This window comes from Bernardetia aquimarina (genome assembly GCF_042180575.1).
Lineage (GTDB): Bacteria > Bacteroidota > Bacteroidia > Cytophagales > Bernardetiaceae > Bernardetia.
Genome location: NZ_CP170094.1, coordinates 4,162,883 through 4,188,262, shown reverse-complemented (window position 1 = coordinate 4,188,262; position 25,380 = coordinate 4,162,883). Strand labels below are relative to the sequence as shown.

Genomic DNA, 25,380 nt, shown 5'->3' with positions numbered 1-25,380 from the left:
ATGAAGGAGTACAATGCACCAAAAACACATCAAAATAACAGAAAAACCAAAGGGAAGAAGGTTTGTAATCAGTGATATTCATGGTTGTAGCAAGACTTTTAAAGCGTTGGTAGAGAATAAAATACAACTGACAAAAGATGATTATTTATTTCTTTTGGGAGATTATATCGATAAAGGAGTGGATAGTGCAGGAGTGCTTGATTACATCTTGTATTTGCAAGACAATGGTTATCCCATTTTTCCATTAATGGGAAATCATGAACTCAATCTTTTAGAAGCCAGTCAAGAGTATAATGAACGTATGTTTCGACTTTTCCTAAAAATCAATAAGTGTAAAGGAATAGTAGATGAGCAATCAAAAATAAAACCACAGTATTTAGCCTTTTTAAAATCGCTGCCTTATTATTATGAATTAGACGATTATTATTTAGTCCATGCAGGTTTTGATTTTTGCAACAAAAAACCTTTTCAAAACTATAAAGCGATGCTAGAAATTCGGCGTTTTCAAGTGATAGAAGAACTTTTGAAAGGCAAAAAAATCATACACGGTCATCAGCCAACCAATCTTATAGATATTCAAAAAAGTCTATTTACTAATGCTTCTGTTATTCCCTTAGATAATGGTGGTGTATATACAAAACCTCACAAAGTGTTGGATTATAAGCAACTTGGTAATCTTTGTAGCTTAAATTTGGACAACTTAGAGCTTATTTTACAAAAAAATATTGAGTAAAAGTTAGTATCTTTAAACGTATAATAGAAAAAAACATTCCAAACATACATTAAGGATTTATGAGGTGTGATTGAAAGCTAACAAAAATTACATTTGTTTGAATTAAATAATAAAGATATTTTTTTATATCTTAGCTGCTATAAAAATCAATCTATTTTTATATTCTGTAAATAGAATAAATAACCAGCTTTAAATAGTTTTTATTTTTCATAATTTAACTTAAACAAAAAAGATGACATACGACTTATCTGATGTAGAAGTGCATGGGCAAGATATTCTCAGTTTTATGGATGCACTTTCTTTAGTTCCTCTTGTAGGAAAAGCGATTCTAAAAGAAAGACAAATAGGTGTTTTAGTTGATGGTAATTATCAAATAATGCCTAATGACTGGTATTTATTGTCTGATAAAATTACTATTCTAAAGGATGTTTTAAAACGAATTGGACCAGCAAGTCTAAAAAAAGTTGGAAAAAAAATTCCTGAAAATGCTAATTTCCCTCCTGAAATTGATGATATACACAAGGCAATTAGCTCCATCAATATAGCTTACCACATGAATCACAGAAAAAATGGTAAACTAATGTTTGATGAAAAAACAGGACAAATAACTGAAGGGATAGGTTACTATGGTTATGAAGCTGTTAAAGGTGAAAACAAAATTATTAGTGTTTGTGAAAACCCAAATGTAAGTGAGTACGATGAAGGTATTTTGGAGGCAATGGCAAGACGCTTTGAGTCAAGAGCAAAGGTTGTATTAGATACTACTAAACCTACTCGTCGAACAGGTGGAGATTCTTGTACTTTTATAATTACATGGTAGATGATTATAGTTTGTGGAGATACCAAAAATAGTAAAAAAGTAATTTTCGGTATCTTTATCAACAACAAACCCACTTTGGCTCTACCTTGTGTCTACTATTTCAGCAAGTATATGCTTGCGAAAGAACAAGTAACTTCCTCATTCCAATCAAAAAAGGAGTGAGGATTTTTTTATAAAAACTTTGTCAATAGTCTGTAATCAGACTTTGACAATAGTTGCAAAAATAGTGGTTGTACTTCAACTATTGTCAGAGTTTGCTTAGACGAACTACTTACAAAGTTGTAATATAATTTGTATCTTTTAGTTCACTCCATTAGCAAAATGCTAAAAAATAATGTAATTTTAATTCACCATTCATAATTCATCATTCACAACTCAAATAAGATGCTTTTCTCCATCTATCGTTCGTCAGCAGGTTCTGGCAAGACTTATACGCTTACTAAAGAATATATAAAGATTGCTTTAGCCAGTCCGAACCCAGAACTTTTGGGCGAATTTGATGTGCATTATTACCGTCATATTTTGGCTGTAACTTTTACCAATGATGCTGCAAAGGAAATGAAACAGCGTATTGTGTCAAAATTGGATGCTTTTTCGGTCTTGGAAACGGCAGAAGAAGATTCTATGTTTCATGATATTTTGAAGGAATTGAAAGAAGAATATCCACAAATAGAGATTACAAAAGAAGAAATTGTAAGACGTTCGAAGGCATTGCATCAAACTATTTTGCATCACTATTCTGATTTTGCAGTTTCTACGATTGATTCCTTTTCTAAGCGAATTGTACAGGCTTTTACCAAAGATTTGGATTTACCACCCAATTTTGAGATTCAATTAGACATTGAAGAAGCCTTAGAAGAAGCCGTTAGCCGAATGTACTACAAAATCGGAGAGCGAGGCGACAATCATTTGAGCGAAGTAATGAAAGAATTTGTCTTGAAAGAAACCCAAGATGAGAAAAGCTGGAATGTAGATAGAGGACTTTTAGATTTTGGAAAAATCATTTTTGAAGAAGCTAAAAAATACTCCGTAGATAAAATAAAAGCCTTGACCCAAACACAGCTAAAAATGGTCAAAGCTGATTATCTGACGTATATCGAAAAGGTAGAAAATGAGGTTATTCCACAAGCAGGAGATTTTGGCAGAATTTTATTGAGTTCTTTTGAAGAAAACGGATTAGTAGCTAAGGATTTTCATTATTCCACACGAGGAATTTATAATTATGTCTTGACTTACGCCAAAGATGAAGAAAAAGTAAAAGACGAATGGAACAAACACAAACCTCTCAACTCCTACATTGCAAATGATGGTTTAAAATTAGATAAGTGGGCAGCCAAAGCGACAAAAGGCTCTAGTTTGGAAGCCATAAAAGAACTCTCGCCAAGAATAAAAGAGATGGTTTTGAAAATCGAAGCCTTAAAAACAGAGTTTCAAGAAAAATATGCATACAGCCGAATGATGCGCCGTTTTATTTTTCAGATGATGTTTTTAGAAGAAATAGGAAATCAAATTGAATATTTAAAAGAAAAAAAGAATCATGTTTATTTGAGTGAGTTCAATGAAAAAATCAATAAAATAGTTGAAAATGAGCCTGTTCCTTATATTTTTGAGCGTATTGGAGAAAAATTTAAGCATATTTTGATAGATGAATTTCAAGATACCTCAAAGATGCAATGGCATAATTTGATTCCACTCGTTTCGAATAGTTTGGCAAATGGAATGCGTAGTATGGTCGTTGGAGATGCAAAACAGGCAATTTATCGTTGGCGAAGTGGCGATGCTGATTTGCTGGTAAATCTTCCAAATGTACCAAGTGCAGACCCAGATTCTATGATTGCCGAACATACTGATATTTTTAAAGAACACGCAAATCAGCAAATTTTGGGAATAAACCGTCGTAGTGACCCAAACATTGTGGATTTTAATAACAAATTATTTCATTTCATACGAAAACGTTTTGATTCGGTTTGCCCAGATTTATCTTCTCATTATGCTGAAGTTATCCAAAAAACAGTCTTTGAAGCAGGTGGACATGTATCCCTTCGTTTTGTAGAAAAAAGTAGTAAAGAAAGTACAAAAGTGTATCAAGAACGTACCTTTGAATATTGTTTGGATTTGGTAAAAAGTTTAGAAAAACAAGATTACAAGCTAGAAGACATTACCATCTTGGTCAGAACAAATGGAATGGGCGCATATTTGGCAGAAAAATTTATCGAACAAAAAATCCCTGTCATTTCAGGCGATTCTTTGCTTTTGGTTTCTTCAAAAGTAGTTCAGACAATTATCAATTTTATGTTTTTGTTGCAACAACCCGACGATGCGCCACGAAAACTAGAAATTATTGAGTTTTTGGAGAATCACTTAGAACAAAAATACCAATCTGAAAATCCTCCTTTTGATTTGGCAGATGAAATAAATAATGTTGATGAAGAGAATTTTACCAAAATAATAAAAGAACAGTTCAAAAAAACACTTTCGATGCCTGTTCTTCGTCATCTTTCGTTGTATGAAATTGCCGAAGAACTGATTAGAGAACTAGAACTCTATCGCCATCATACCGAACAGCTTTATATTCAAAAACTGCTTGATGTTTTGTTTGAATTTAGTAGAAACAAGAATGATAATTTATTGGACTTTTTGGAACATTGGGAACGCAAAAAAGGACGTATTTCGATTTCTTCGCCTGAAGGTGGTAACGCATTGCGTGTCATGACGATTCATAAAAGTAAAGGGTTAGAGTTTCCTGTCGTGATTATGCCGTTTGCAGATTGGAAAGTTACGCCACGAGGAACGAGTCAGCTTTGGGTAGAATGGGAAGATAATCCGATCGCACCAGACCTCTCAACAATGATTTTGTCGATGCGTGATTCGATGAAGGATGGTATTTTTTCAGAGAATTATAAAAAAGAATGGTCTCTAAATTTTATTGATGCAATTAATAATTTGTATGTTGGACTGACACGCCCAACTGAAAAACTATTTATTCTGACAAAAGAGGTTTCCAAATTAGAAAATAAAAAGCCTGTCAAAACAAAAGCAAATGATACCACAAAAGAAGATAGTTTTAATATCGATAAAGTAAAAGATATTGCAGATTTATTAGGTTTTTTTCTTTTGAGAGAGGCTGATAATATTCAAAAAATCAAACCCCAAGAATACATAATTCACGAAGATAAATCAAACAAAAAGCATAAAACGAAGGTTAGTGATAAAGAATCGCTCAATATAAAAGAACTCGTCAGTACAGAAGCTAGAAATAAAATCAGAGTCAGAAAGAATAATTTGCGTTATGACGAAAGTTATCTGACAGTAGAAGATTTCTATGATTCTAGGAAGGATGGTCTTTTGATGCACTATGCTTTTGAAAAAATATTTACCATAGATGACACTTCAAAAGCAGTTCAAAGTCTTATCAATGAAGGACTTATTGCACAAGATGAGCGAAACAGTTTAGAAACCAAAATGAAAAATGTCATGATGCTGCCACAGATTGCAGAATTTTTTCGTCCTGATAGTGATATTTCCAAAAAAGAAAACGCAAACAATCCGAATGCGTATAAAATCTTAAACGAACAAGAAATTATTCAAAAAGGAAATCGCAGAGTTTTACGCCCTGACCGTATGATGATAAAAGGCAATACAGCCATTCTTATCGATTACAAAACGGGACAAATAGACCCAAAACACCAACAACAAATCAACGGCTATGCAACTGCTCTTTATCAAATGGGCAAACGCAACGTCAGACGTTTTTTGGTTTATACTGAAAGAATGAAGGTAGTGGAAGTGGATTAATTTTAGGTTAATAAAAAAATATTAATCAATGACATTTTCGACTAACTTTTAAAATCTTTCGGCAAACTTGGCAATACTTTTGATTAACATCTATTTTGGTAATTAAACAGATGCTATTTTATCAAAACAGAATTATCAAATTTATACCCAACAATTTTTTAACTCAACTTTTTATAAAGTTATTATTTTTATTCAATTCAAACTTTTCTCAAAAATGAAAAAATCAATCTTTTCGTATTTCTCGTATTTAGTTCTTTTGCTTTTAGCAGTAGGAACACTTTCTTCTTGTGATGGAACTACAGATGGTGTAGATCCAGCTCCAACAATTACTATCAACCCAACAAGTGCAACTATTGATGTAGGACAACAAGCAGATTTTACTTATACAGTAATTTCTGAAAAAAACTTAGACGAAATCCGTATCATTTCTCGTAATGTAACACAACAAACCATTACAGATTTCACTAATAATGATTCTCACAATGGTAGCTTTTCTTTTATAGGTGATATTGCTGATGCTGGTACAACTGTTACAGTTACTATTGAAGCAGTTGATAGAGATGGAAATCGTTCTAGCAAATCTGCTGATATTTCAATCAATGAAGCTACTGTTCCAGTTGATCCAATTGCTATTGATGCTTTCCCTGCTGTTCTTTTGGGAGCGCAAGATAATGCTAGTACAGGAAGTTTCTTAGATGCTAACACAGGTATTGTTTATACAATTGCAAATGCAAGAGCTAATGCTGCTAAAGTAGATATGGCTTATCTTCAGGGTAGTGCATCTAATAATCAAGGTGCTGTAATTGGTTCATTGAGTGATGCTTCTGTAGAATCAGTATTTTCTACTAATGATGGCTCTTGGAGTACAAGAAACAACACTCGTTTCAAAAATACAAGTCTTTCAGAAGCAAACTTTAATGCCATTACTGATGGTTCTGAACTTACTGCTGCTTATGCTGCTGGTACTGAGCCTGATGTTGTTAATGGTAATCAGAGTGAAGGTTCTGCTTCTCGTGTAAATCAACTGACTGCTGGTAAAGTATTTGCTTTCAGAACAACTGCTGGAAAAGATGGTTTAGCTTATGTAGTAAGTGTTGATGCTGGTAATACAGGAACTATTACACTTAATGTCAAAATTGTAGAATAATCTTATCACTTTAGATAAAACTTATTTTTAAAATAAAAAGTCAATCTAGAATATCAAAAATGATATTTTGGATTGACTTTTTTATCTTGTAACCAAAACTCAGGTAAAAATAGAGACTTTTTTGCTATTACAGATGGAAAGAGAATTAGAGGAGAATATGCACAAGGAGGTACACTAAAAAGAACAAATACGCAAGAAAACTTTGCATACAAGTAAATAATCTACAACAAGGTTATATATTTATTTTTTCAAACTGTAGAAGGAAAAGAAGGTTTAATTTATATTAGTGAAATAGCAGGAGAAGCAGCAGGCAGAATAACTATTTCTATTAAAATAATAGAGTAATATTTAAGGTTTATTATTTCACAATAAAAAGTTAAAATTATATAATACACAAATAATCTAATTTTAACTTTTTATATTTATTGCTATTTTAATTACAACTATTTAATTTTATATAAGCCATGAAAAAAACTACTTTTAATTCTTTCTTACTATGTTGTAGCTTTCTGTTTTTCTCCATACTTCTTTTCTCTTGTAATAATGATGAGCCATCCCCAGCAGCTAAAATTCTTATTACACCCTCAAGTAAAACTATTGAAATAGGGCAAGTAGCTGCTTTTGAATATAGTGTAGATTCAAAAATAGATTTGAGAGAAATTAAAATTTCAACAGAAAATGATATTATTAAAAGTATAAAAACAGATTTTTTGACTTCTAAAAAACATGACGGTAATTTTGATATAACAGGCAAAAGAGCTGATGTAGGCAAAATTTTAACCATAACAATAGAAGCAATAGATGTAGAAAGTAATAGTTCAAAAGAAACTGTAATTGTAAAGGTAGATGAATCTAATATCACTCTTTTACTCAAGACATATTCTGTTACTTTAGGAGCGCAAGGAAATATAGAAAAGGGAAATTTTTTGGATGTAATGGCACAAGAAGTCTATAACTTAGAAGATGCAAAAGTAAATGCGAGCAAATTACAGTTAGTTTATGCATATAGTGGAAGCAAAAGGTCTGTAATTGGTTCTCCAAATGATGAAACTATCAATTCTATTTTTACAGATACAGAAAACGGTCTACAAACTTGGACACTAAAAAATAGAACTCGTTTTAAATTAACACCACTCACAAAAACAGATTTTGATGAAATAACGGATGGACGCATTATTAGAGAAGCCTATTCAGAAGGACTAAAGCCTACAAATACAGATGAAACAACAGAATATGCCTCACAAGTAAATAATTTAACAGAAGGAAGTATTTTTATTTTCCAAACCACAGCAGGAAAAGAAGGATTAGTTTATGTATCTGAATTAGTACAAGGTCAAGCAGGTTCAATTAAATTAGATATAAAGGTTCTGCGCTAAGAATCTATAATATTTTGTGCATTTTTTCATTTAAAAATCATTCCCAAAAAGGCGAGAACTAATCGGACTGGTTTTAGACTTTTGTAAATCAATATGCAAATTAATTGCACCATAAGGAACAGTAGAAGCTCCAAAATCTATTTGATTGTCAGAAGTGCGTAAAAAAGAAAGAGAACGAGCCGTCGAAACACCTAATTCACTACTCAAGAAAATACCATTTTTGATTTTTAATTCGGCAACTGAAGTAATTTTGAGTTCTGTATAATTAAGATTCAAATTTCCTTTTCCTCCTAAATTAGGTAAAATAATAGTTGTAGAAGGATTCACACCAGCACGAAAACTTCCCAATCCTACCAAAACACCAGCTTTAAACTTTTTACTAAACTGATAACGCATTGCACCTTGTGCTGGTAAAAGTAATTCTAAAAACCATTTTTTATTGTATCTACGATTGATTCCCAAAATAGGCACAGGCAAAAAACGCTCATATTGATAAAGCAAAGCTACACCATAAATATTGTGTTTATAAATTCCTTTTACACGAATATATGCACCAGCAGCCGTAAAAAATGGACTGGATTCATTCAGTTTTTGGACATCTTGAACAATACCACCATTAAGTGTATAAAACCAAACACCACTACGAATATTTGCATGAACGCCTGTAATTCCTGCCGAAAAATTATAAATTTTGGTATTTTCTTCTACTAAATTTCCTTGAGGTAATCTTAAACCTGTATTGACAGTCAAAAAATGTTGTGTAAAAGAAGCATTGATATTTTTCAAATCTAACTTCAACTTTCCACTCAAAGGCACAACTAAATTTGCATAAAAACGATTCATTCCAAACTTCAAACTATCATCTACATTTTGAGTAGGAACAATAGCCGTTCCGAGTGTAATATTAGGACGAAATAAAAAACCAAGACCAATATTTTGTGAATGACTTTTGAAAGAAATTAGAAGTAAAGAGACTATAAATAGAGGATAAAATATTTTTTTCATAACTTGATTTGTGTGGTTTAGCTTTACAAATAGTCTATAATCAACCTTTTGAGAATAATTGGAATTGATATGATAAATTTACATACTTTATGGGATATTTCTAGTTTATAATTCTTCTACCTTCTCCAAAATATCTGATATTTCATCAAAATCTGTATAGCCACCCATTCCAACTTCTGTTTCGGTTTGTCCTTTGAAAGCTATTCCTTTTACTTGTGTTTGAGAAAGCAAATCAATTACATTTTCATTTGTAATTCCAAAGCCTAAAATAATAGGAAGTTCTTTAGTTATGTTTTTCAATGTTTGAATATCTTTTTCAGATAAATTTTCTTGATTTGATTCTATTAAAAAATATTCTATTCCAAAGTCTGTTTTTAATTTTTCATACATAATAGATAGAGCTTTCAAATCTTGTTTTTTTTCTAACTTATCAGTATAAATAATAGGCAATTCGAACTCCTTCATTTTTAGTTCTAGTAGAAGAGCTAAATCAGAAACTTGAATAAAATCAATCGTATAATCTTTATTTGAAAGAATTTTTTGAGCTTCATCGCTTATGGTATCACCCTCTATTTCTACCACAGTTTTACAACCTGTTATCCAGCCCGAAATCTGCACAAAATCTTGTTCTGATACATAATTTTCACTCTTTGGGTTCAATGAAAAACCAATCATCACTTCTAAAAGAGTTCCCATTCCCGCACCAAAACGAGCGTCATGAAGATTTGTAATACTACTTAATTTTATAATTGGAGGCATAAAAATGTACTGGTGATAGTGTTGTTTGTGGGGACACAAACAACAGTAAGTTTATTTCTTAATAGCGATAAAAAATAAATTTACCTTAATTATAAATTAGAAAAGCTACCGTTGCTCGTGTCCCCACAAGCGACTTGCAAAATAAAAAAAAACCTCTTTTCAGAAATTAGAAAAGAGGTTTAAAAGTACCCAGAGCCGGGGTCGAACCGGCACGGATTGCTCCACTGGTGTTTGAGACCAGCGCGTCTACCGATTCCGCCATCTGGGCAAGATGTAATCCCTTTTTAGGGCTGGTAGTTTCTCGTTTTGAGATTACAAATGTACGACTTATTTTTTATTGTACAAGCAATTATTTCAGAAAAATGAAATTATTTTATAAAATTAATCAATATCATCATTTTTAGTTCCTCCTGACTGTACCATTTCTTGATCTTCGGCAGACAAAACACTTTCTATTTGGACACGAACACCATCTTTATACGAAACAATCCACGCATCATTGACACCCATTTCACGCAAATATTTTTTGAATAAATCAGCTTCCCAATAATCTCTAAAAGCTGCAATCGTATATTTTTTCACTCCGTCTTGGTCTTCTTCTGCATGAAAACGCCTGTGTCCGACAAACTTCATTAAATCCTTATTTCTAAATGCACCAACTTGAACTCTATAAACTGTTCCTTTTGAATAATCATCTGCTCCATTAGAAGAAGATGCGTCGGAGTTTTCGGTTGTTGATGAATCATTAGCTCCACCAGTTGCTGCTGTTAAGGCTTGTTCCAAACTATCAATTTGTTGCTCTCTTTCTGCTAGGGCTTGACTTGTCGAAACTACCTGTTTTTCTAACTTATAGGCTTCGTCAGTAGCTGTTTCGTATCCTTCCACTTTTTTCTTAAATTCTTCTACTGACATAGATTTTTGTCTTTTTTTCCATACTTTTTGTTGTTCTTTACTCATTGACTGGGCAAAAACAAGGTTTGTAGAGAATAAACAGACAACACAAATACTTGCTAAAATAAAACGAAACATAACTTTATATTTTTTTTGTAAACGGTAAATGTTGATGATTTGATGTTTTTGGAAGAATCTAAGTAGAAATACAACCGAAAATATCGGCTAAAATTACTCCAATTATAAGGCAAATTCTAAACCTAAAAGTTATATTTTATTCAATTATTGAGTTTCTTCGATAATTCTATTGTAAAGTATAGTTAAGCATTCTATTTTTATAGACTAATATTTTTTTGATTTTACTTACTTTTTTAGCAAATCAATTCTAATTCTAAAAATTTATTTATTCATAAATTTTCTTTATTTTATCACAAAAAAATAGTAATTTGATAAAACAACTTTCAAACTGTACTCTACTTCATTTTACTAACCATGAAAAAATCATTTTTCCAAAGAATCAAACTTCCTTTATTTATTTCTCTTTTGGTTTCGTTATCTTTTTTTTCTTTTTCTCAAGAAAAACCTATCGATATATGGATACAAGCGATAGTAAATGATATGATTGAAATGAATGACCTATCTAAATATAGTGATAGAGAAATTTCTTCTGATGTAACTATTAATTTTTTTCTTGTAGAGTCTGTAAAAGATATTAGAATTGAAGGAGATACAATCAATATGCTAATCAGTAGTGATGGTCAAAAATACTGCAATGAACTGAAATTTAGATATATACAAAAAGAGCAAAAATATTATTTAGTATTTGCTCCTGTAAATAATAGAGTGATTTTGAATAAAGAAAAGAAGTTTATTACTCCTTGGATAGAAAAAAAGAATCTTTGTGAGTAAAAACTCATTCCACCTTCAAAATATCTCTAATCTCTAGTTGTAAATAACTTTTATCTCTAAAATGATTTTCACTAATCAGAAAAGCAATATCATATCTACTTCTAGAAGAAATTTGATTTAAAAAATGACCTTTTCCGAATGAAATAGCCGAAAAAAGTGAAGTTCCTTGTCTGACTTGTACCTTTAAATGGGTTTCTTTGATGATTTTTGGGGAAAGAAGTTGGACATTACGAGCCACAAAAACAGGGCGCATATTTTGAGGACCAAAAGGCGACATTTGTTTGACAACAGCAAACATTTTTTGAGTAATATTAGAAAAATCAATTTCCATATCGACACGCACAGGAGGAATGAGTTGTTCTTTTTCTAAGGAATGAGTAACTGTGTTTTCAAAACGCTCTTGAAATTTTTCTACATTTTCGATGGGCATAGACATTCCAGAAGCAAATTTATGTCCTCCAAACTGTGTCAGTAAATCCGAACAACTCTCAACAGCTTTATAAATATCAAAATCTGAAATCGAACGAGCCGAACCAACAGCCAAATCTCCATTTTCAGATTCAGAATGAGTTAAAATAACAGTCGGACGATAGGTTTTTTCTACGCATTTTGCTGCTGCAATTCCTACTAATCCTTTATGCCAGTTTTTGCTAAAAAGAACGTTTGTTTTGCGTGTAGGAATAGAGCTTTTTAAGATTTCATCAATCTCAATCATCATTTTTTGTTCCATCTCACGACGCTTATCATTTTTTTGATTGAGTGTTCTTGCTAGTTCATTTGCCTCTTTTTCAGAAGAAGCCAAAAGCAAATTCAATGAATTATAGGCATCTGTAATTCGTCCTGCTGCATTCAGACGAGGAGCAACCGAAAAAACAATATCACGAACACCTATTTTTCGTCCATAACCATTGATTAAATTTAAGAGAGCTTTTACCCCTGGTAATGGGTCAATATTTATTTTTTCTAATCCAAAATAACTCAAAATCCTGTTTTCGCCTACCATCGGCACTAAATCGGCAGCAATACTCAAGGCTACCAAATCTAAATAATAATGTAAATTTCGTTCAGAAGTTCCTGTTCTGATACAAAATCCTTGTAGAAACTTATAACCAATGGCACATGCAGAAAGGTCTTTGAAGGGATAATTACAGCCTTTTTGTTTTGGATTGAGCATTGCAAAACTAGCAGGAAGTTCTTCATCAGGTAAGTGATGGTCACAAACTATAAAATCAATTCCCCAGTCTTTGGCTTGCTGAATCTCTTCGTTTGCTTTTACGCCACAATCCAAACAAATAATCAATTTTATGTCTTCTTTTTTGGCAAAAGCTAATCCTTCTTTTGTAATTCCGTAGCCTTCTGTATTTCGGTTTGGAATGTAGAATTGAACATTTTTTTCATCAGTAACATCAGCATACAATTTTTTCAAAAAACCATAAACGATAGCTACCGACGTAATTCCGTCGACATCATAATCTCCATAAACTAATATTTTTTCTTTATTTTCTATCGCCTCTTTTAGTCTATTTATGGCTGTGTCCATTCCTTTCATCAAAAAAGGAGAATGCAAATGCTCCAAAGAAGGACGAAAAAATGACTTTGCACTTTCAAAATCGCTTACTCCACGCTGTAAAAGTAAGGTAGCAGGGATTTTGCTGACATTAATTTCTTTCGAAAGTGATAAAATTTGTTCATCAGAAGGTAAAGTTTCGAAGAGCCAGCGTTTGGGTTGCATAATAGACAATTACGAATTATAAAATAATCAGCGTAGCTAATTACAAATTAAAAATCACAAAATTAAACTGCTTATAACAGGTAATTTAAGTTTTGTGTAATTTTTATTTTCTAAAGTAGAATAAAAAAAACAGGTTTAATCAAGACAAAATATTTGTTTGATTAAACCTACTAAATAAAATTCATACAATCAATTTTTGAGAAAAATTATAATTCCAATTATTACCCAAGGCTGAATAGCTTCAATAGACTTTAAAACGTAAATTTTATTATATTAGTGGTCATTTTATCCTTACTTTATGATTGATTTATCTAACTTACGTAAAAAAGAAAAGCCTTTTATGGCTCTTACTAGCTTGACTATCAAAGAATTTGATGAGTTATTAGCTACTTTTTCTCCACTTTGGGAAAAACATTATATGTATTATGACCTCAAAGGAAAGGCTAGAAATAAGCCCACCTTCCGAGAACACGCAAAAATACAACTAAAAGGTAGTGAAATGAAACTTTTTTTTATCCTTTACTACTTGAAAAACAACCCTTTACAGGAATCTTTAGCTCTTACTTTTGATGTTTCTCAAGGAAAAGTTAATCAATGGATTAACAGCCTTCTTCCCATTTTAAAAGAAAGTTTAAGAAAAATTAATGTATTGCCTGCAAGAAATGAATCGGAATGGACAATAAAACTTGCAGATCGTGTTGAAGAAGCAGGTAAAGCCTTAGAGTTATGGGTAGATGGAAGCGAACGTGAAATTCCTCGTCCCTCCGATTACAAAGCTCAAAAAGAAGTATATAGTGGAAAAAAAAAAGCACACTATAAAAAATACTTTAGTTACAGATAAACATCAAGAGGTAGTCTTTTTAGGAGATACAGAAACAGGAAAAGTACACGATAAACGTTTATTAGAAGAAGATGATATTACCTTTCCTGAGGGAACTATTCTTCATCAAGATACTGGCTATCAAGGGCATAGACCTAAAGGTGTCCTTATTGAGCAACCAAAAAAAAAACCTAGAGGAAAAGAATTATCGGAGCAGGACAAGGCAGAAAATAGTAAAAAGTCTAGTCGTAGAGTACGTGCAGAACACAGCATAGCAGGAGTAAAAAGACTTAGAATTGTCTTAGATGAAATCCGATTGTGGGGAGAAGAGATAAGAGACCAAGTCATGGAAATTGCGTGTGGTATTCATAATTTAAGGGTAAAGAGAAGAATAACCTATCAAAACTTATCGTAATAAAGTCTATTATTTTACAATAGAAAAAAAGACATCCATTCCTTCCCCATGATGATTAACAGGTTCTTGATTAATAAATGTTTTGATAGAAGAGTAATTAATTTTCTCATCTTTATATTCTTTTTTTGGCAAATCAGCTAAAACAGTTTGAGTTTCTTCTGTTCCTAAGTGAGCAATGACTAATTTTACTTTTTTTGTTTCATAAATTCGAATAGAACTAATCGTAAAGTAACGAGCAGGGTATTCTAAATAATCATCATTCAGATAATAATTGTTCTTATCCTTAAAAACGGCTAAATCATATTTTTGCTTTGCGTAATCTAGGCTTATTGTTTTTGTAAGTGTATCATATTGCATACTTAGATAATTACATTCTTTTTGAAAATCACAAAAGGACAGGTACTTTACTTCAAAAAGTTCGATAGTAGGATATTTTTTTAAAATAGCTTTCAAGGCTTTTCCGTGACTTTTACTCAACTCCTTTAAATAACTTCTTCCAATAGCATAAGTAGAATCAATTATTTTTGAAGAAATAAGTTTTTGATTCAAATCATAAACCGATAAGCGAGTTTTTAATAAAAAACCTGAATGGTGTTCAATACTATCAGAAATAGTTAAATTATATTTATCTGCAACTTCTCTAGCAAATCTTCTCGTAATTTCTACATCAATAGAAATAACTGTATTATTATAAATTCCGATAGGAAATAATTTTAGTTGATTGGTATTCAGACAGGCAAAAGAAGACGCAATAAATGCAAAAAAGAAAACTGTCAGAGCAAATATGTTTTTCATTTTTTTTTAGATAAAATTGCAATAAAAAAATCGTTCAAGTTATTACTCAAACGATTTTTTAAAAATTCTATTTTACTATTGATATTTGTACCAATAATTACAAATTAGTTATTTCTACGAGGTGGACGAGAATCTCTTCCTCCTCCTCTGCTATCTCTACTTCCATTGCTACGGCTTCCTCCTCTGTCGTTACTTCTATTATCACGAGGTGGACGCTCTTGGTAACCTTCTGGTTTAGGCAATAATACTTTTCTTGATAAACGGAATTTACCAGAACGTTGGTCAACTTCCATTAGTTTTACTTGCACTTCTTCGCCTTCCTCTAAAACGCCTTCCATTGATGGCAAACGCTCCCAAGTAATTTCAGAAATATGAAGTAAACCTTCTTTCCCTTTCATAAATTCTACAAAAGCACCAAATTCAGTAATTTTCTTAACTGTTCCTTCGTAAACTTTTCCTTCTTCTGGTGGAGTTACAATTTCTTCAACGATAGATTTTGCTTTGTTGAGTACATCTTTATCCGTTGCAAAAATAGAAACACGTCCTGCATTATCTACTTCTTCAATCGTAATTGTTGCACCTGTTTCACGCTGAATTTCTTGTACAATTTTTCCTCCAGGTCCGATAACAGCACCAATAAGCTCACGAGGAATAATGATTTGATGAATACGTGGAGCGTGGTCTTTTACTTCTACACGAGCATCTGTAATCGTTTTGCTCATCTCGCCCAAGATATGCAAACGACCTTCTTTAGCTTGTAATAAGGCTTTATGCAGAATCTCATACGAAAGTCCATCAATTTTGATGTCCATTTGGTAGGCTGTAATTCCGTTTGCTGTTCCTGTCAATTTAAAATCCATATCTCCTAGATGGTCTTCATCACCCAAAATATCAGAAAGAATGGCAAATTTACCAGTTTCGCTATCCGAAATCATTCCCATAGCAATACCAGAAACAGGAGATTTAAGGCTTACACCTGCATCCATAAGAGCCATAGAACCTGCACAAACAGTAGCCATTGAAGACGAACCGTTTGATTCCAAAATATCAGAAACTACACGAACTGTATAAGGATTGTCTTCATAAGAAGGCAAAATATTTTTCAAGGCACGCATAGCCAAATTTCCATGTCCTACTTCACGACGACCAGGTCCACGATTCGGACGAGCCTCGCCAGTAGAGAATGCAGGAAAATTATAGTGTAAAATAAAACGATTGTAGCCAGAGTTCATCGCTCCATCAATCATTTGTTCATCTAGTTTTGTACCTAGAGTAACTGTTGTTAGTGATTGAGTTTCTCCACGAGTAAAGACAGCCGAACCGTGAGCAGAAGGTAAATAATCAATTTCTGACCAAATAGGACGTACTTCGTTTGTTTTTCTTCCGTCTAAACGTGTTCCTTCTTCTAAAACAAAATTACGAGCTGCTTTTTTGTACATAGATTTGAAATACGTACTAACCAATTTCATATCTACTTGCTCATCTTCTGTTGGTTCTTCTGGAAGAGTGTCGATATATGATTGTTTGATGGCACTAATCGCTTCTCCCCTTTCTGATTTGCTGCGTGAAGTTCCTGCTTTTACAGAATCATAAATTGCTTGATAATACTTTTCATGAAGCATTTTTTCTAATTCAGCATCGCCTTCTGGTTGTAAATGCTCTCTTTTTTCTGTACTTCCAACAGCTTCTGCCATTTCTCTTTGCAATGTACATTGTAGCTTGATTGTTTCGTGGGCTACTTGAATTGCTTTTAATAAATCTTCTTCTGTTACTTCTTTAGATTCTCCTTCTACCATCATAATATTGTCGAAAGTTGCAGCGACAATACACTCCAAACTTGCTTCTTCCATTTGAGCAGGTGTTGGATTGATGATATATTCTTCTCCTAATTTAATTACTCGTACTTCTGACATTGGCTCAAGCATTGGCAAATCAGAAACTGCGATTGCAGCCGAAGCAGCAAAACCAGCCAAAGCATCAGGCAAAACTTCCTCATCAGCAGAGATAAGCGAAATCATAATCTGAGTTTCGTTGTGGTAATTATCAGGGAAAAGGGGACGTACAGCTCTGTCTATAATTCTTGAAACAAGAATTTCGTGGTCAGATAATCTTCCTTCACGCTTCAAAAAGCCACCTGGAATACGACCATTAGCAGCAAATTTTTCTTGATAATCAACTGAAAGAGGGAAAAAATTCATTCCTTCACGAGCTTCTTTTGCACCTACTACGGTAGCTAAAAGCATTGTATTGCCCATTCTAACAACTACTGCACCACTTGCTTGTTTGGCAAGTACGCCTGTTTCTACACTTATTTCTCGTCCGTCGGGGAGAGAAACCGTTTTGATAATCGGATTTGGTTTCATTTACGTTTTTAATTTTTTGTGTTTATTTGTTACGAAGATACAGTTTTTTTTAGTATTTCAATTATTTTTTTACACCAAAAAACCCTAAGGGTCTTTGAAGACCCTTAGGGTTTAGAAAAAAGAATACAGTAAAAAGATTATTTACGAATACCTAATTCTTTGATGATAGCACGGTAACGCAATACGTCAGTTTTGATAAGATAATCTAACAAACTACGACGTTTACCTACCAATTTCAAAAGACCTAAACGACTTGCGTGGTCTTTTTTGTGAACTTTTAAGTGTTCTGTAAGATAGTTGATACGGTGTGTAAAAAGAGCAATTTGAGATTCTGAAGAACCTGTATCTTTTTTACTTTTAGAAAGACTATTTTTTTCAAAAATTTCTTCTTTTGCTGCTGGGTCTAAATATGCAACTCTTGCCATTTCTTATTATTTGTTTTTGTACAATGTGTACCGTTTGATTAAATGCTAAGGTCAATTCTTTATCACACCATTCAGTCTTAGATTTATATTTTGTGATTTAAAAGCAAATTATTCATTTACTTTTAATTAAATCCAACCTCGGCAATCATCCTTTATAGATAACTGAAGGGAGCGCAAAAGTACGCTATTTTTCTGAATTTTGCAATTTAATTAATCAGTAATCTATTATTACTTCTTCATATTCAGATTCGTCTTCTTTATCGTTTAATTTAAAAACAATGGGATAAGTCATTCTTACTTTCACAATTCTGCCTTCATGAAAACCAGGAATCCATTTTGGAGATTCTCTTAGTAATCTTATCGCTTCTTCATCACACTCTTTATCAAGAGATTTTACAACTTCTATATTTGTCAGATGTCCGTCTTTATTTACAATAAATTCTAAAGACACAAATCCCTCTACCCCTCTTTTACGAGCTGACTCTGGATAAACCAAATTACTATCTACATATTCATGAAATTTACTCATTCCTCCTTCAAAGCTAGGGGGAACATCCAAAAGTGTAACCTCATGTCTCTTTTTAGAAGTATCTTGTAAAACAAAATTAGTTTGAAATGGACTATTTTTGCCAAAATCACTACTTGAAGGAGTAGAAAAAATAAATCCTGTGCTTATAAAAAAAGCAAGGAACAACACAGAAGCACAAAGAAAATTAGATTTCATATTTCTTATTTTAAATTAATTTTGAAGTTTTTTTTACAAAAGATTAGACTTCTTTATAAGGTTTAAACTTTAATTATCCTTTCTTCTTCTTTTGAGCCTTTTTATATTTCTTGACTTCTTTTGGGTCTAGTTTGAACATGATTGGGATATTCATTCTTACTTTCACTTTTTTTCCTTTTTGTTCGGCAGGAATCCACTGTTTAGATTCTTCTAACAAACGCACAGCTTCTGCATCACAATCTGGCGAAAGGGATTGAACAGCTTTTACATTTTCAATATTTCCTTCTTGATTTACTACAAACTGAACATATACCCTTCCTTCAATTTCGTTTTCAAGTGCAGATTCGGGATATTTCATGTTTTGATGAACATACTTATAAAAAGCATCCATTCCCCCTTCATAACTTGCAGATTTTTCCACAATGCTAAAAATAGATTCTTTTTCTGAAGTCTTGTCTAAAGTAAAAACAATAGGAATATTCATTCTTACTTTTACATTTTTTCCTCTTTGTTTTCCTGCAATCCATTTTGGAGAATTTTGGATTACTCGTAATGCTTCTGCATCAAGTTCTTTATCAACAGACTTTACTACTTTGGCATCAATAATACTTCCGTCTTTATCAACTACAAACTGTATAAATACTTTTCCTGTAATATTTTTTTCTTTTGCGTTTGGTGGATAGGTAAGGTTTTCAGAAATATATTTATAAAACTCGTTCATGCCTCCCTCATAGGTTGGAGACTGTTCGACAATAGTAAAAATTCGTTCTATGTCTTCTTCTTTAGAAGTGTCTTGTAAAACAAAATTAGTTTGAAATGGACTATTTTTGCCAAAATCACTACTTGAAGGAGTAGAAAAAATAAATCCTGTGCTTATAAAAAAAGCAAGGAACAACATAGAAGCACAAAGAAAATTAGATTTCATATATTTTTTATTTAAACGTTTTTTTTGACAAAGATAGGCATAAAATAAAAAAGTCAGAAAACTCAAATTTGAGATTTTTGACTTTTCTATATTACCTATACATTTCGCAGACTAAAGTTCACGCTACAGTTAATACTCTACATTAATTACAATTTATAAGCAAGAGCAAGCATCAAACCCAAACTTTTCTTTCTAAACCTATCATTATCAAAGGCAAATTTATCGTCTGTTGTATATTCTGAAAACAGAAAACTAGCTCCTGCACAAAGGGCAATTTTATCACTGGCATCATAATGAGCATAAATTTCAGAATTGAGACTTCCAATATCATAATCGCCTGTCAAGAGTAAATTGAAATTAGTAACCGAAGCATTTGAAGTAGTAGGTGGAATATTTTCACTGTACGAATAAAAAACACTTTCTTGGTCTTTGCCAAAACTAAAACCAATCGCATCTATATTAAAACCTACACTAAACTTTTTAGAGAATTTATACATCAAAAAAATGGAAGCGTTCAGAGAATTAGTTTGTGCATTGGGCATAAATAAAGTATCTAGTTTTACTTCATTTTGAGGTTTAAAAAAATTACCTTCCGAAACATCAGCAGGAGCAGTTACATAATCAACATCTTTACCAAAATAAGAAGTAAGATGCGCTCCATAACCAATATAAAATCGCTTTTTGAAAGCTACTGGATGCAGACGAGAATACGCAAAAGCTCCTGAAAAGCCTTCTTGATAAACGCCTACTGAAAGGTTAAAATCAGAATAAATCTGACTTGTATTGATAGTTTCTGTTTCATCTTGGGAATAACTGTACTTAGGAAATAATACCAAAGCAAGCATAAAAATAAAGAGTCCGAAAAATTGATTTCTTTTCATAAAAGAGGTTTCTAAAATTTAAAATAAATAAGTAGTAATTAGATTATCTTTTCCCTTTTTTCTAAAAATACACATTTATTCTGACACTGATAAAATAATCTTTCCTTTATTCTGATTATCTTCCATGTGTTTGTGTGCTTGTTCTGCCAACGACCAATCAAAAATAGAATCAATGACAGGTTTTAATGTTTTGTTTTGAAATAATGGCAAAGCAAATTCTGAAAACTGTTTTGTTAGTTCTCTTTGATAATTCAAAGAACGAGAACGCAATGTCGAACCTGTAATCTGAATTCTTTTTATCAAGATTTTTGAAAGATTTGCATTTTCTAATTTTGCACCACTCATAACTGCCAAAACCACCATTTTTCCATCAATAGCAATACAATCAATATTTTGTTTCCAATAATCTTTACCAATAAAATCAATGATATAATTTACTCCTTTTCCTTCGGTTTGTTCTGAAATTACGTTTGCAAAATCTTCATTTTTATAATCAATGACTACATCAGCACCTAGATTTTCACAAAATTCATGTTTGGATTTTGAAGCTGTTATAAAAACTCTCATTCCCAAAACCTTACAAATCTGAATTGCTGCCGAACCAACACCACTAGCACCAGCATGAATCAAAATTGTTTTTTGAGTTTTATCATTCTCATTCCCTGTATTTTTCCCATTTCCTAATAACGTCCAAAAAATAGTCTGAAAAGCTGTTAAAAATACTTCTGGAATTGCAGTTGCTTCTTCGAAAGAAAAATCTTTTGGTTTTGAGATTGCCATTTGTGCATCAATCGTAGCATACTGGGCATAACCTCCTCCTCCAATAAGTCCGAAAATTTCATCTCCGACTTTATGATGGATTACTTTTTCTCCAATTTCTACGACTTCTCCTGCTATTTCTAAACCTAAAATTGGAGATGCTCCTTTTGGGGGTGGATATTTTCCTGCTCGTTGCAAAAGGTCAGCTCTATTCAAAGCTGTTGCTTTTACCTTTATCAAGATTTCATTTTCTGACGGAGTTGTTTTTTCCGTTTCTCCTATATATAAAGGTTCATTTGGCTTTTCAGAGTTATATAAAATGGATTTCAAGATTATTTGTGTTATAAGTGTCAATTTATTTTTCTGACACTTGGAAAGTGTCAGCTACTAATGAAAAAAACCTATTTATTTTCTGTATAAATAGGTTTTTTTTAATATTTCAGAAAGTATTATTCTAGCTTTCTGGAGTTGGTGGAGGTGTTGAAGCATCCTCATCTGTGCTAGGAGAAGCATTTTGAGCCAAACCTAATTTTGCTTTCAACTCCAAAAGAGAAGCCGAAGAAGAAGCAGCCGAACCTGCACCAAGTGCTTTTTCAACATCATCATCAACAGATGTATTCATCGAAGCGATTTCGCCATACGATTCTGCCAAAGCTTCTTCTTGTGCTACTTTTTCTTTCATGCGTTCAAGCATAGAAACTGTACCACTAGAGTCGATTTGCGACATTTGTTTGTTGATTTTCTTTGTAGCCGAACTCACTTTTGAGCGTGCTTTCAGAGTACGAAGTTCATTTTCATACGAGCTTACTTTTGACTTCAATGTCTGAATGTTTTGATTCATTTTCGAAACATGCTGCTCGTGAGTAGCCATTTCTTTTCCTGTACGGTCAGCTTGTTGTTGAGCTTCTTCTTTTTTACGAAGCATTTCAGAAGCCAAACGGTCAGCCTCAGAAGGGTCTAACTCGCCAGTTTGTGCTTTTTGAAGTAACAAAACTGCTTTCTGCTCATAATTTTTAGATTGAGAAAGAAATTGTTGGTGATCACGTTTTGCACGAATAGCTAATGCTTTGAGTTCTGCTAGTCCTTGAAGACTTTCATTAAGGTTTCCTTTCAAATCACGAATTCCTTGTTCGGTCATCTTGATTGGGTCTTCTAATTTATCTATTGCACTATGGGCTTCAGCTTTTCCCATACTAAAAAGTCGTTTGAATATAGACATATTTATAGTTCTTTAAGGTTCTGTTTAATTTTTTGAATTCTTGTTTATTTGATACTAAAAATTGAAATAGTATAAATAAATTGGTAATTATGCGATGCTAAATATTTAATAACGCTTAGCTAATAAAAAATTAACTTTTTGTTATGCTAAAAAGTTAATTTTTTTGTATCAATTATGAATTAATACATTTCTTTTACTGCGTTTGCGTCTGCTTTTGCGAACTCTAAAAGATGTTCTGAATATTCTGCCATCAATAATTTGAGTGAATTAATAGAACCTTCAAGTTCGTTTAAATCTAAGTTTTCGATTTGAAGTGTATCTCTAAAGAGTAATTTTTTTCCTGTTTCGTCTAGTGAAAAAGCTCCGTGTACGATTTCTCTATTTTTTTGAAGCAAACGAGTAAGCGTTTTTTCGTCGACGTGTTTGAGTTCTAAAATATACTGCTCAATAATTAGAATAGGGTCTTCACAATCGACTACTAAATTACGAATGCCTTCTTCTTCGTGATTGATGATAAAAAGTTGTTCTTCAGCATCTTCTGCTGTGATGTCGTAGCCGAGTTCTAGCAAGTAATCTTTTACAATCTGAAAGTGGTCTTTCATACAGTTGATAAGTTAAATTTGATTGAATGTTAAGTCTAATGTTAGTATAACAACGACTTTGATATAAGTCTTATGAAATAATCCTTTAAAATAAGATTTTTTTATGGAAAAAGTAGAATTACAAGCATTTTTTTCTAAATTTTCTTGATTTCTGTTCTTATTGTGTGATAAAAGTTGTTGGTAAGGACACCGAAAATGGCATCTATTTTTTTTATATACGAAAAAAAACGGTTTATGTTTGTGTTTTTTTGGTAACGAAAATTTGATGAGCATCACTCAATCTATCTCTATTTCATTTTCCACTTCTATTATTTCTTCTTTTACCTTTTTAATTTTATCTTTTGGAGATTTCAAAATCTTGATTTTCAATTCATGTTTTTCTTTGCTCTCAAAATCTCCGTGTGTAAATTCATTTTCAAGTTGTTCTCTAGTCATTAAATCTTCACTCACAATATTCACATAACCATTTTTGACAAAAAAAGTCTTTTTATAATTATCAAAATTAGGAAAAATACCCATTGGATGAAATTCATTTATTATTTTATCTTTTTCAAAAATCCAATGATTACCATTATAAAAAACTCTATTTTCATTATAGTGAACACATTCTATTGAGAAATTTACACTTTCACATACTGTATTAGAGTCATATAATGGTTCTTTCTCCATAAAACTATATTTAGGCGCAATTCCTATTAGAGTATCATATTTATAAATCAAATCATATAAGACAGTATCACTTTCTTGAATCTTGCTTACAACTCTTTCTCCTTCATAAAGATATAATGTTTTTTCTCCTTTGTCATTATTTATTTGTACTAATTTTCCCTCCTCAAAAAATAAGTGTAAATCTATAGGAGGCTGGTATAAATGAAGCGTATCACTTCCACTTTCCAAAAGCAAAGAATACGGATATAAATCGCCATAAATAATAACCTTCGCTTTTTCATTCGCAGACATTTTGGAATAATCTTGAGAGAAAGCAGCTTGAGGGAAAAATAGCAGCAATAACAGTAGTAAATAAGTTGATTTCATAGAATGTTTATTTAGTAGCCTTCTTCTTCCCATTTTTTTCTAGGCTTATCTTTTGGAGATTTGATAATTTTAAGTTTGATTTCGTGTTTCTCTTCCATTATGAAGTCATATGACCATGAATGGCTATCTATGTAGTCTTGTGTATGATAGTTTTCAATTAAAATATGAACATATCCGTCTTTGATAAAAAACATTTTCACTAAATTTTGTACTTCGAAGTCTTCTCCTATTAAATATGCTTTACGTATAATCTTATCCTTTTGGAAAACCCATATATATTCAATCGCAAAAATACTATCTTTAGTATAATAAAAGCAGGTTCTATCAGAGCTATCATTGGTAGTACAATCATCCTCTTGATAGTAAAATTGCCCCGAATGATATTCTCCCTCAAACATATGAACATCAGATATACCTATCAAACTATCATTTCTGTATTTAGGAAAATATACTGAATTACTATTCTTTCCTCCCCAATAACGTCTTACTACTCTATCTTCTTCATAAAAAAATATCGTCGTATCATTACGTGATGCTGCTTTCATCAACTTTCCCTCTTCAAAAAATAGATTAATACTCTTTCTCTTTACAGATTGATACATACGAAGCGTATCAGTCCCACTTTCCAAAAGCAAAGAAAAAGGATATAAATCTCCATAAATAATAACCTTCGCTTTTTCATTAGCAGACATTTTAGAATAATCTTGAGAAAAAGCAGTTTGAGAGAAAAATGTAAGTAAAAACAGTAGTGGAAAAGTGAATTTCATAATCTTGTTTATTTAAGTTGGTGGATTTTTATCTATAAAAACGAGTTTTCCTTTTTTTATTTCCTCTGTCATTTCATCAAAAGGATTATAAACATCAAAAATCCATTTGTTTTCTCTATAAATAAAAGGCATAATTTCACTGTTCCAGTTTTTTGTTTCTATTTCAATTACTAAATAATCTCCTTCTTTTGGAGAATATTCAAAATCAAAACAGTTTTTACTATTGAGTTGATGAATTACATAATCTAATGAGAGTTCTTGCTTTCCTATTTTATCACTTGGAAGTGCCATCATTCCGTCCATAAAACTTTCTAACTTTCCCTTGTATGTATAAAGCGTCCAAACAAAAGTATCTTTGTTTTGATTTTCCTTTTTATATTTACGAGTATTTTTTCTGTGTTGTGTTTCCTGATTTTCACAAGTACAGAGCTTAAATTCTTTATCAAAATCACACATATTTTTTTTTTAGTTTACGAATGCAAC

25 protein-coding genes and 1 tRNA gene are annotated in these 25,380 nt (G+C 32.0%); 9 read left to right on the top strand and 17 right to left on the bottom strand.

Annotated elements, in window-relative coordinates:
* The first annotated feature begins 13 nt into the window (after positions 1-13).
* The 6 genes from ACE193_RS17910 (at position 14) to ACE193_RS17885 (ending at position 7,871) form a co-directional block, all read left to right on the top strand.
* Positions 14-733 (top strand): metallophosphoesterase, encoded by a 720-nt coding sequence (locus ACE193_RS17910; RefSeq protein WP_375559592.1) that lies wholly within the window; start codon positions 14-16, stop codon positions 731-733.
* A gap of 232 nt (positions 734-965) precedes the next feature.
* Positions 966-1,553, top strand: a complete 588-nt coding sequence (locus tag ACE193_RS17905) for a hypothetical protein (RefSeq protein WP_375559591.1) — start codon at positions 966-968, stop codon at positions 1,551-1,553.
* A 384-nt stretch (positions 1,554-1,937) separates the two neighbouring features.
* Positions 1,938-5,348 (top strand): UvrD-helicase domain-containing protein, encoded by a 3,411-nt coding sequence (locus ACE193_RS17900; protein ID WP_375559590.1) that lies wholly within the window; start codon positions 1,938-1,940, stop codon positions 5,346-5,348.
* 214 nt (positions 5,349-5,562) lie between these two features.
* On the top strand, positions 5,563-6,495 hold the full coding sequence (locus tag ACE193_RS17895; protein WP_375559589.1) for a hypothetical protein: 933 nt from the start codon (positions 5,563-5,565) through the stop codon (positions 6,493-6,495).
* A 72-nt stretch (positions 6,496-6,567) separates the two neighbouring features.
* Positions 6,568-6,711 (top strand): hypothetical protein, encoded by a 144-nt coding sequence (locus ACE193_RS17890; protein ID WP_375559588.1) that lies wholly within the window; start codon positions 6,568-6,570, stop codon positions 6,709-6,711.
* 248 nt (positions 6,712-6,959) lie between these two features.
* On the top strand, positions 6,960-7,871 hold the full coding sequence (locus ACE193_RS17885; RefSeq protein WP_375559587.1) for a hypothetical protein: 912 nt from the start codon (positions 6,960-6,962) through the stop codon (positions 7,869-7,871).
* A gap of 30 nt (positions 7,872-7,901) precedes the next feature.
* On the opposite strand, the gene ACE193_RS17880 is transcribed toward ACE193_RS17885, so the two are convergent.
* From ACE193_RS17880 to ACE193_RS17865, 4 genes are all read right to left on the bottom strand, one after another.
* A complete protein-coding gene (locus ACE193_RS17880; protein WP_375559586.1) occupies positions 7,902-8,876 on the bottom strand; it encodes a DUF6268 family outer membrane beta-barrel protein in 975 nt (324 codons plus the stop codon).
* Positions 8,877-8,981: 105 nt separating this feature from the next.
* A complete protein-coding gene (locus ACE193_RS17875) occupies positions 8,982-9,635 on the bottom strand; it encodes a hypothetical protein (RefSeq protein ID WP_375559585.1) in 654 nt (217 codons plus the stop codon).
* A gap of 186 nt (positions 9,636-9,821) precedes the next feature.
* Positions 9,822-9,903, bottom strand: a tRNA-Leu gene (locus tag ACE193_RS17870).
* Between the two features lie 113 nt (positions 9,904-10,016).
* Positions 10,017-10,664 carry an SPOR domain-containing protein gene (locus ACE193_RS17865; RefSeq protein WP_375559584.1) on the bottom strand — a complete coding sequence of 216 codons (648 nt, stop codon included), beginning with the start codon at positions 10,662-10,664 and terminating at the stop codon, positions 10,017-10,019.
* A gap of 354 nt (positions 10,665-11,018) precedes the next feature.
* On the opposite strand from ACE193_RS17865, the gene ACE193_RS17860 reads away from it, so the two are divergent.
* Entirely contained in the window at positions 11,019-11,435 is a 417-nt protein-coding gene (locus tag ACE193_RS17860) for a hypothetical protein (RefSeq protein WP_375559583.1), read from the top strand.
* 4 nt (positions 11,436-11,439) lie between these two features.
* Here ACE193_RS17860 and recJ read toward each other — a convergent pair whose 3' ends face one another.
* Positions 11,440-13,167, bottom strand: coding sequence for a single-stranded-DNA-specific exonuclease RecJ (gene recJ / locus ACE193_RS17855; RefSeq protein WP_375559582.1), 1,728 nt, complete (start codon positions 13,165-13,167; stop codon positions 11,440-11,442).
* A gap of 298 nt (positions 13,168-13,465) precedes the next feature.
* Here recJ and ACE193_RS17850 point away from each other — a divergent pair, with 298 nt between their 5' ends.
* Both ACE193_RS17850 and ACE193_RS17845 read left to right on the top strand, forming a co-directional pair.
* Positions 13,466-14,008, top strand: a complete 543-nt coding sequence (locus ACE193_RS17850; RefSeq protein WP_375558856.1) for a transposase family protein — start codon at positions 13,466-13,468, stop codon at positions 14,006-14,008.
* Positions 13,962-14,402 carry a transposase family protein gene (locus ACE193_RS17845; RefSeq protein WP_375558857.1) on the top strand — a complete coding sequence of 147 codons (441 nt, stop codon included), beginning with the start codon at positions 13,962-13,964 and terminating at the stop codon, positions 14,400-14,402. The genes ACE193_RS17850 and ACE193_RS17845 overlap by 47 nt, the downstream gene beginning before the upstream one ends.
* 9 nt (positions 14,403-14,411) lie before the next feature.
* On the opposite strand, the gene ACE193_RS17840 is transcribed toward ACE193_RS17845, so the two are convergent.
* From ACE193_RS17840 to ACE193_RS17785, 12 genes are all read right to left on the bottom strand, one after another.
* Entirely contained in the window at positions 14,412-15,197 is a 786-nt protein-coding gene (locus ACE193_RS17840; protein WP_375559581.1) for a hypothetical protein, read from the bottom strand.
* Positions 15,198-15,301: 104 nt separating this feature from the next.
* On the bottom strand, positions 15,302-17,560 hold the full coding sequence (pnp, locus tag ACE193_RS17835; protein WP_375559580.1) for a polyribonucleotide nucleotidyltransferase: 2,259 nt from the start codon (positions 17,558-17,560) through the stop codon (positions 15,302-15,304).
* A gap of 137 nt (positions 17,561-17,697) precedes the next feature.
* On the bottom strand, positions 17,698-17,985 hold the full coding sequence (rpsO, locus tag ACE193_RS17830; protein WP_375559579.1) for a 30S ribosomal protein S15: 288 nt from the start codon (positions 17,983-17,985) through the stop codon (positions 17,698-17,700).
* A 214-nt stretch (positions 17,986-18,199) separates the two neighbouring features.
* On the bottom strand, positions 18,200-18,709 hold the full coding sequence (locus ACE193_RS17825; protein WP_375559578.1) for an energy transducer TonB: 510 nt from the start codon (positions 18,707-18,709) through the stop codon (positions 18,200-18,202).
* Between the two features lie 73 nt (positions 18,710-18,782).
* The gene (locus ACE193_RS17820) at positions 18,783-19,634 is read right to left on the bottom strand and encodes an energy transducer TonB (protein WP_375559577.1); all 852 of its coding nucleotides are present in this window, start codon (positions 19,632-19,634) and stop codon (positions 18,783-18,785) included.
* A gap of 146 nt (positions 19,635-19,780) precedes the next feature.
* A complete protein-coding gene (locus ACE193_RS17815; RefSeq protein ID WP_375559576.1) occupies positions 19,781-20,515 on the bottom strand; it encodes a hypothetical protein in 735 nt (244 codons plus the stop codon).
* Between the two features lie 75 nt (positions 20,516-20,590).
* Positions 20,591-21,604, bottom strand: coding sequence for an NAD(P)H-quinone oxidoreductase (locus tag ACE193_RS17810; protein ID WP_375559575.1), 1,014 nt, complete (start codon positions 21,602-21,604; stop codon positions 20,591-20,593).
* A 124-nt stretch (positions 21,605-21,728) separates the two neighbouring features.
* On the bottom strand, positions 21,729-22,493 hold the full coding sequence (locus tag ACE193_RS17805; RefSeq protein ID WP_375559574.1) for a PspA/IM30 family protein: 765 nt from the start codon (positions 22,491-22,493) through the stop codon (positions 21,729-21,731).
* Positions 22,494-22,672: 179 nt separating this feature from the next.
* A complete protein-coding gene (locus tag ACE193_RS17800) occupies positions 22,673-23,095 on the bottom strand; it encodes a molecular chaperone Tir (RefSeq protein WP_375559573.1) in 423 nt (140 codons plus the stop codon).
* A 276-nt stretch (positions 23,096-23,371) separates the two neighbouring features.
* A complete protein-coding gene (locus tag ACE193_RS17795) occupies positions 23,372-24,130 on the bottom strand; it encodes a hypothetical protein (protein ID WP_375559572.1) in 759 nt (252 codons plus the stop codon).
* Between the two features lie 11 nt (positions 24,131-24,141).
* A complete protein-coding gene (locus ACE193_RS17790) occupies positions 24,142-24,897 on the bottom strand; it encodes a hypothetical protein (RefSeq protein WP_375559571.1) in 756 nt (251 codons plus the stop codon).
* 12 nt (positions 24,898-24,909) lie between these two features.
* Entirely contained in the window at positions 24,910-25,353 is a 444-nt protein-coding gene (locus ACE193_RS17785; RefSeq protein ID WP_375559570.1) for a hypothetical protein, read from the bottom strand.
* Positions 25,354-25,380: the final 27 nt, after the last annotated feature.

Excerpts from the sequence above, each read along its gene's own strand:
- ACE193_RS17910 (WP_375559592.1), top strand. The coding sequence starts at position 14 with ATGCACCAAAAACACATCAAAATAACAGAAAAACCAAAGGGAAGAAGG.
- ACE193_RS17905 (WP_375559591.1), top strand. The coding sequence starts at position 966 with ATGACATACGACTTATCTGATGTAGAAGTGCATGGGCAAGATATTCTC.
- ACE193_RS17900 (WP_375559590.1), top strand. The coding sequence starts at position 1,938 with ATGCTTTTCTCCATCTATCGTTCGTCAGCAGGTTCTGGCAAGACTTAT.
- ACE193_RS17895 (WP_375559589.1), top strand. The coding sequence starts at position 5,563 with ATGAAAAAATCAATCTTTTCGTATTTCTCGTATTTAGTTCTTTTGCTT.
- ACE193_RS17885 (WP_375559587.1), top strand. The coding sequence starts at position 6,960 with ATGAAAAAAACTACTTTTAATTCTTTCTTACTATGTTGTAGCTTTCTG.
- ACE193_RS17880 (WP_375559586.1), bottom strand. The coding sequence starts at position 8,876 with ATGAAAAAAATATTTTATCCTCTATTTATAGTCTCTTTACTTCTAATT.
- ACE193_RS17875 (WP_375559585.1), bottom strand. The coding sequence starts at position 9,635 with ATGCCTCCAATTATAAAATTAAGTAGTATTACAAATCTTCATGACGCT.
- ACE193_RS17865 (WP_375559584.1), bottom strand. The coding sequence starts at position 10,664 with ATGTTTCGTTTTATTTTAGCAAGTATTTGTGTTGTCTGTTTATTCTCT.
- ACE193_RS17860 (WP_375559583.1), top strand. The coding sequence starts at position 11,019 with ATGAAAAAATCATTTTTCCAAAGAATCAAACTTCCTTTATTTATTTCT.
- recJ (WP_375559582.1), bottom strand. The coding sequence starts at position 13,167 with ATGCAACCCAAACGCTGGCTCTTCGAAACTTTACCTTCTGATGAACAA.
- ACE193_RS17850 (WP_375558856.1), top strand. The coding sequence starts at position 13,466 with ATGATTGATTTATCTAACTTACGTAAAAAAGAAAAGCCTTTTATGGCT.
- ACE193_RS17840 (WP_375559581.1), bottom strand. The coding sequence starts at position 15,197 with ATGAAAAACATATTTGCTCTGACAGTTTTCTTTTTTGCATTTATTGCG.
- pnp (WP_375559580.1), bottom strand. The coding sequence starts at position 17,560 with ATGAAACCAAATCCGATTATCAAAACGGTTTCTCTCCCCGACGGACGA.
- rpsO (WP_375559579.1), bottom strand. The coding sequence starts at position 17,985 with ATGGCAAGAGTTGCATATTTAGACCCAGCAGCAAAAGAAGAAATTTTT.
- ACE193_RS17825 (WP_375559578.1), bottom strand. The coding sequence starts at position 18,709 with ATGAAATCTAATTTTCTTTGTGCTTCTGTGTTGTTCCTTGCTTTTTTT.
- ACE193_RS17820 (WP_375559577.1), bottom strand. The coding sequence starts at position 19,634 with ATGAAATCTAATTTTCTTTGTGCTTCTATGTTGTTCCTTGCTTTTTTT.
- ACE193_RS17815 (WP_375559576.1), bottom strand. The coding sequence starts at position 20,515 with ATGAAAAGAAATCAATTTTTCGGACTCTTTATTTTTATGCTTGCTTTG.
- ACE193_RS17805 (WP_375559574.1), bottom strand. The coding sequence starts at position 22,493 with ATGTCTATATTCAAACGACTTTTTAGTATGGGAAAAGCTGAAGCCCAT.
- ACE193_RS17800 (WP_375559573.1), bottom strand. The coding sequence starts at position 23,095 with ATGAAAGACCACTTTCAGATTGTAAAAGATTACTTGCTAGAACTCGGC.
- ACE193_RS17795 (WP_375559572.1), bottom strand. The coding sequence starts at position 24,130 with ATGAAATCAACTTATTTACTACTGTTATTGCTGCTATTTTTCCCTCAA.
- ACE193_RS17790 (WP_375559571.1), bottom strand. The coding sequence starts at position 24,897 with ATGAAATTCACTTTTCCACTACTGTTTTTACTTACATTTTTCTCTCAA.
- ACE193_RS17785 (WP_375559570.1), bottom strand. The coding sequence starts at position 25,353 with ATGTGTGATTTTGATAAAGAATTTAAGCTCTGTACTTGTGAAAATCAG.